Annotated in this window: 2 protein-coding genes; one reads left to right on the top strand and one right to left on the bottom strand. The window is 69.8% G+C overall.

Annotated features, from left to right (window positions below; genetic code table 11):
• Positions 1 to 261: 261 nt before the first annotated feature.
• On the bottom strand, positions 262 to 5250 hold the full coding sequence (locus tag ACTWQE_RS26020) for an NAD-glutamate dehydrogenase (protein WP_443331479.1): 4989 nt from the start codon (positions 5248 to 5250) through the stop codon (positions 262 to 264).
• A gap of 442 nt (positions 5251 to 5692) precedes the next feature.
• Between ACTWQE_RS26020 and ACTWQE_RS26015 the strand changes: the two genes are divergently transcribed.
• On the top strand, positions 5693 to 6259 hold the full coding sequence (locus tag ACTWQE_RS26015) for a DJ-1/PfpI family protein (protein ID WP_443331478.1): 567 nt from the start codon (positions 5693 to 5695) through the stop codon (positions 6257 to 6259).
• Positions 6260 to 6444 lie beyond the last annotated feature (185 nt).

Below are 6444 nucleotides of genomic sequence, written 5' to 3'. Positions count from 1 at the left end.
GTACCGCTCGCCGCGCGCACCCCCGCGCCGTCACCGCGCAAGGCGGCAGCCGCGCTCCCGGGGCCGCGGAGCGGACCGGGACCCGACGCCCTCGAGGTCCGGCTGGTGGGCTGAGGCACCGCCGCAGCCCACCAGCCGGACCGGCCGGAGCACCGGGACGACGGAACGCCGCTGCCCCGGAGCTGATGCAGCGCTCCGGGGCAGCGGCGTTCGAACCGTCGAATGGTCGGACGAACCGTCAGCGACGGTCCGGGCAGCAGCTCAATGATGCGTGCGCAGCAGCGTCCGCATCGTCCGCATGGCCACCGAGAGGTTCGCCAGGTCGAAGTCGTCCGAGTTCTGGATCTCCTCCAGGGTGGCGCGGGCACGCCCCAGGATCGCCGCGTTCCTCTGCTCCCACGCCCCGAACCGCTGCTCCGGTGTCGAGCTGCCGTTGCCCGCGGCCAGCACGTCCGCGGTGAGGGCGGCGTGCGCGGCGTACAGGTCCTCGCGGATGGCGGCACGGGCCATCGACTGCCAGCGGTCGGAGCGTGGCAGTTCGATGATCCGGTCCATCAGCTGGCTGACCCGCAGCCGGTCGGCCAGGTCGTAGTAGACCTCGGCGACATCCAGCGGCGCCTTGCCCGTGCGGTCCGCGATCGCGACGATGTCGAGCGTCGGGAAGGCGGAGGAGAACCCGGCGACGCGCTGCGCCAGTTCGCCCGGCACACCGGACTCGGTCAGCTCGTCGAAGATCGCCTGGTACCACTCCAGGTCGGAGCCCTTGAGCAGCTTGGGGAGCTGGGCCCAGACCCCGCTGACCCGCTCACCGAAGAACTGGACGTTCTCGGCCAGCCCGAGCGGCTGCGGGCGGTTGTTGAGCAGCCAGCGCGTACCGCGCTCGACGAGCCGCCGCGCATGCAGCCGGATGCGGGTCTGCACCTCCGCGGGGACCTTGTTGTCGAGTGCTTCGACCTCGTCCCAGACCTGGCCGAGTTCGAAGATCGCGCGGGCCGCGGTCTGGGCGCGCACCACTTCTTCGGTCGAGGCCCCGGTCTCCTCCCGCATCCGGTGCAGGAAGGTCGTACCGGAGCTGTTGACCGTGTCGTTGACCAGGACCGTGGTCACGAGCTCCCGGCGCAGCGCGTGGTTGTCGATGTGCTCGACGAACCGGTCGTTCAGCGCCTTCGGGAAGTACGCGTGCAGCAGCTGCCGCAGATACGGGTCGTCCGGCAGGTCGGTGGTGATCAGCTCCTCGGCGACCGTGATCTTGAGGTACGCCAGGAGCACCGCCAGCTCCGGCTGGGTGAGACCCCGGCCCGCGTTCAGCCGCTCCCGGATCTGCCGGTCGGTCGGCAGGAACTCCAGCTGGCGGTCGAGGCGGCCCTCGCGCTCGAGCCGGCGCATGAAGCGCTGGTGGGCGTGGAGCAGGCTGGGCGCCTGGGAGACGGCGTTGGCGAGGGCGACGTTCTGCGCGTAGTTGTTGCGCAGCACGAGCGTGCCGACCTCGTCGGTCATCTCCGCCAGCAGCTGGTTGCGCTGCTTGACGGTCATGTCGCCGTCCTCGACGACCTTGTTGAGCAGGATCTTGATGTTCACCTCGTGGTCGGAGGTGTCCACCCCGGCGCTGTTGTCGATCGCATCGGTGTTGATCTTGCCGCCCCTGCCGTCAGGACCGCCGGACAGGGCGAAATCGATCCGGCCGCGCTGGGTCAGGCCCAGGTTGCCGCCCTCTCCGACGACCTTGACCCGCAGGTCCTGGCCGTCCACCCGGATGGCGTCGTTGGCCTTGTCACCGGCATCCGCGTGCGTCTCGGCCGAGGCCTTGACGTAGGTGCCGATGCCGCCGTTCCACAGCAGGTCGACCGGGGCGTGGAGGATGGCCTTCATCAGATCGGCCGGCGTCATCTTGGTGACGCGCCCCTCGATCCCCAGGGCCGCACGGATCTGCGCGTTGATCGGGATGGCCTTGGCCGACCGCGGATGGACACCGCCGCCGGGCGAGAGCAGGTCGGTGTCGTAGTCGGCCCAGGAGCTGCGCGGCAGCTCGAACAGACGGCGCCGCTCGGCGTAGGAGACGGCCGCGTCCGGCTCCGGGTCGATGAAGATGTGCCGGTGGTCGAAGGCGGCGACCAGCCGGATGTGCTCGGAGAGCAGCATGCCGTTGCCGAACACGTCACCGGACATGTCGCCGACGCCGACGACGGTGAAGTCCTGGGTCTGGGTGTCGTGCCCGAGCTCACGGAAGTGCCGCTCGACCGACTCCCAGGCGCCGCGGGCGGTGATGCCCATGCCCTTGTGGTCGTACCCCGCCGAACCGCCGGAGGCGAACGCGTCGCCGAGCCAGAAGCCGTACGCGATGGCGACCTCGTTGGCGATGTCGGAGAAGGTCGCGGTGCCCTTGTCGGCGGCGACGACGAGGTAGGTGTCGTCCTGGTCGTGGCGGACGACGTCCCTGGGGTGCACGACCTCGCCACCGACCAGGTTGTCGGTGATGTCGAGCAGTCCCGAGATGAAGGTCTTGTAGCAGGCGATGCCCTCCGCCAGCCAGGCGTCACGGTCCAGGGACGGATCCGGCAGCTGCTTGCCGACGAATCCGCCCTTCGCGCCGACGGGCACGATCACGGTGTTCTTGACCATCTGCGCCTTGACCAGGCCGAGGATCTCCGTACGGAAGTCCTCCCGCCGGTCGGACCAGCGCAGCCCGCCACGCGCGACCTTGCCGAAGCGCAGGTGGACGCCCTCGACCCGGGGTGAGTACACCCAGATCTCGTACGCCGGGCGCGGCGCGGGCAGGTCCGGGATGGCCTGCGGGTCCAGCTTCATCGAGAGGTAGTTGTGCGGCTGTCCGCTCTTGTCGCCCAGCTGGAAGTAGTTGGTGCGCAGCGTGGCCTTGATGACGGTGAGGAACGACCGCAGGATCCGGTCCTCGTCCAGGCTGGCCACCTGGTCCAGGGCCGCGTCCAGCTCCTCCAGCAGCGCGTCGGTCAGCTCCACACCGGCCCGCTGCCGCTCGGGCGACATCCGGGCCTCGAAGAGGTTCACCAGCAGCCGCGTGGTGTGGACGTTGGTACGGAGGGTGTCCTCCATGTAGTCCTGGCTGAAGGTGGAACCGGCCTGCCGCAGATACTTCGCGTAGGCCCGCAGCACCATCGCCTGGCGCCAGGTGAGGCCGGCGCGCAGCACCAGCGAGTTGAAGTTGTCGTTCTCCGCCTTGCCGGTCCAGACGGCGGCGAACGCGTCCTGGAAGCGCGCGCGGGCGTCATCGGCGAGATAGTCGCCGCCGTTCTGCGTCGGGGTGGGCATCCGCAGCCCGAAGTCGTAGATCCAGGCGGAGGTGCGGTCGGCGCAGCGCAGCTCGTACGGCCGCTCGTCCACGACCTCCACACCGAGCCGGCTGAGGACCGGCAGCACCGCGGAGAGGGAGACCTGCTCGCCGGTGCGGTAGATCTTGAAGCGGCGCTCACCGGGGGCCGCGCCGACCGGCTCGTACAGGCTGAGCTCGAAGTCGTGGTCGCCGCCCGCCGGGGTGAGCTGGTCCAGATGCTGGAGGTCGGAGACCGCGGCGCGCGGGGAGTGGTCCGCCTTGAAGCCCTCCTCGAAGGCGTTGGCGTAGCGCCGCATCAGCTCGGCGGCGCGTTCCTCCCCGACCTCGGCGTTGAGGGCCTCGGCGAAGCCGTCCTCCCAGGAGCGGGCGGCCTCGGCGAGCCGGGCCTCGATGCGCTCGACATCGGCTTCCGTGAGGTCGGGCAGCTCGGTGCCCGGCTCGACACGCACGACGAAGTGCAGCCGGGAGAGCACCGACTCGGTGTTCCAGGCGGTGAAGTCGACACTGGAGCCGCCGAGCTCCTCCTTGAGGATGTTGGTCAGCCGGTGCCGGACGGTGGTGTTGAAGCGGTCCCGCGGCAGATAGACCAGGGCGGAGTAGTAGCGGCCGTACTCCTCCTGGCGCAGGAACAGCCGCAGCCGCCGCCGCTCCTGCAGATAGAGGACGTTGATCACGATCTCGCGCAGCTTGTCGACCGGGGTCTGGAACAGCTCGTCGCGAGGGTAGGTCTCCAGGATCTGGAGCAGGTCGCGTCCGTCGTGGCTGTCCGGGGAGAAGCCGGCGGTCGACAGCACCTCCGCGACCTTGCGGCGCACCACCGGGACACGGCGGACCGACTCGGTGTACGCGGCCGAGGAGAACAGGCCGAGGAAGCGGCGCTCGCCCACGACATTGCCCTGCTCGTCGAACTTCTTGACGCCGACGTAGTCGAGGTACGAGGGCCGGTGCACGGTGGCGCGGCTGTTGGCCTTGGTCAGGACCAGCAGCTTGTGCTCACGGGCCTTGGCGCGGGCATCGGCCGGCAGCCGGTTGAAGGAGGGAGACACCGGGTGGCCGTCGGTGCCCTTGTGGGAGGGGTCCGAGCGCAGTATTCCCAGCCCGGTGCCGGGGACGGCGGTGAGCACATCCTCCTGCGCGCCGTCGGTGGCCTCGGTCGTCAGCTGATACTCGCGGAAGCCGAGGAAGGTGAAGTGGTCGTCGGAGAGCCAGCGCAGCAGCTCACGGGCCTCCTCGACATCCTGCTCGGGCAGGTCGGCGGCCTGCGGCTCGCCGGGGAGCGAGTCGGCGATGCGCAGCGCGGCGTCGCGCATCTTCTCCCAGTCCTCGACGGCCTCCCGGACGTCCGAGAGGACGCGGAGCAGATCGGCGGTCATCTGCTTGAGGTCGGCGCGGTCGGTCTCGCGGTCGATCTCGACGTGGATCCAGGACTCGGTGTACGCGTCGTGCGGCAGCTCGGCGGCGGCGCGGTCGGAGTGGATGTCACGGCTGGAGTCGAGAACCTCGATCAGCTTCCCGGTGACATCGCGGCGGACGACCATCTGGGGGTGGATCACGACATGGATGCCGCGGCCCTGGCGGGACAGCTCGTTGGTGACGGAGTCCACGAGGAAGGGCATGTCGTCGGTCACGACCTCGACGACGGTGTGGGTGCAGGTCCAGCCGTTCTCCTCGACGGTCGGGGTGTACACCCGGACGTTCGCGGTGCCCTGGGGGCGGTACTCCGCCAGCCGGTAGTGGGAGAGCGCCGCGCCCAGCAGATCGACCGGCTCGCGGTCGGCGAGGTCCTCCGGAGCCGTGTGGAGGTAGTAGCGCTGGAGGTAGGCGGAGAGGGCCTCCGATGTGAGGCCCTGAACCGGTTGTTGACCCCCGGCCGGGCTGTTCTCAGCTTCCCGGGCGGCCCGTGCGAGCAGCTCGGCTTTGGCTTCGTCCAGCTTGGTCTGCATGTCCTCTGGCTCCTGTCGCGCGCCGTTGCGTGACGTAGGTGGCGAAATGGGTATCGCGCCGCGACACGGGATGTCCTGTCGGAGTCGACGCTATGCCTCGATGAGAGATGACCGGGCGGGTATCGGCGATTTTCTCCGTGTGCTTCCGGCCGAAGGGATCAGCGATGGCCCGGGCACGGTGGCACACCGGGCGTACGGCAGGGGCTTCGCTGCCCCTGCGGGGGCCCCTCCTCCCCGATACGGGGGGAGGAAGGCATATCGCGCTGATCACGGGTCAAGGCTATCGCCCCTCCGGGGGGAGCCGTCATGAGCCGTTTGTGTACAAAACCCGGCCTCGAAGTTTGACGTTCTGGACAGCGACGTGGACCCCCTTGGCAAACCCACGTCCGCGGTGCAGGTTGGGCGTGTGGGGAACGAATCGGACAGCGCGGAGGTGGGAGTCATGGCGGCCAAGATCCTGATCGTGACCGGTGACGCGGCGGAATCCCTGGAGGTGCTCTACCCGTACCAGCGGCTGCTCGAGGAGGGGTACGAGGTGCACATCGCGGCTCCCAGCCGCAAGAAGCTGCGGTTCGTCGTGCACGACTTCGAGGAGGGCTTCGACACCTACACCGAGAAGCCCGGCTACACCTGGCCCGCCGACCTCGCCTTCTCCGAGGTCGAACCGAGCCAGTACGTGGCGCTGGTGATCCCCGGAGGCCGCGCACCGGAGTACCTCCGCAACGATCCCGAACTGCGCAAGGTCCTCAAGGCCTTCTTCGACTCCGACAAGCCGGTGGCGCAGATCTGTCACGGGCCGCTGCTCACGGCGGCCATCGACGGGCTGAGCGGACGGCGGGTGACCGCCTATCCGGCGCTGGAGCTGGACATGCAGACGGCGGGTGCCTCCTTCCAGGACTCGGAAGCGGTGGTCGACGGCACGCTGGTCTCCTCCCGCGTCTGGCCGGACCACCCGGCCTGGATGCGCGAGTTCCTGAACGTGCTGCGCACCAAGGCCCCGACGGTGTGAACCGGCCCGGCCTGGGCCGGGGCGCGGGGCCGTCGCTTCCGGCCCCGCCCGGCTGGGGCCGGGCGGGGCTGTGGGTCAACGGGTCCCGGCGCGGGTCCGGTGCCGGATCCACTCCGCTCCGGCGGCGGGCGCGGCTTCGGTCACCGGCCGGGACACGCACGATCGGACGTGGGCGGCTTCGGACA

This window comes from Streptomyces sp. 8N706 (assembly GCF_052245415.1).
Classification (GTDB): Bacteria; Actinomycetota; Actinomycetes; order Streptomycetales; family Streptomycetaceae; genus Streptomyces.
Note: the sequence above shows the minus strand (reverse complement) of the source record. Positions and strands in the feature narration are given on the sequence as shown.

Coding starts and splice junctions, on each gene's coding strand:
- ACTWQE_RS26020 (WP_443331479.1), bottom strand. CDS start 5,250: ATGCAGACCAAGCTGGACGAAGCCAAAGCCGAGCTGCTCGCACGGGCC.
- ACTWQE_RS26015 (WP_443331478.1), top strand. CDS start 5,693: ATGGCGGCCAAGATCCTGATCGTGACCGGTGACGCGGCGGAATCCCTG.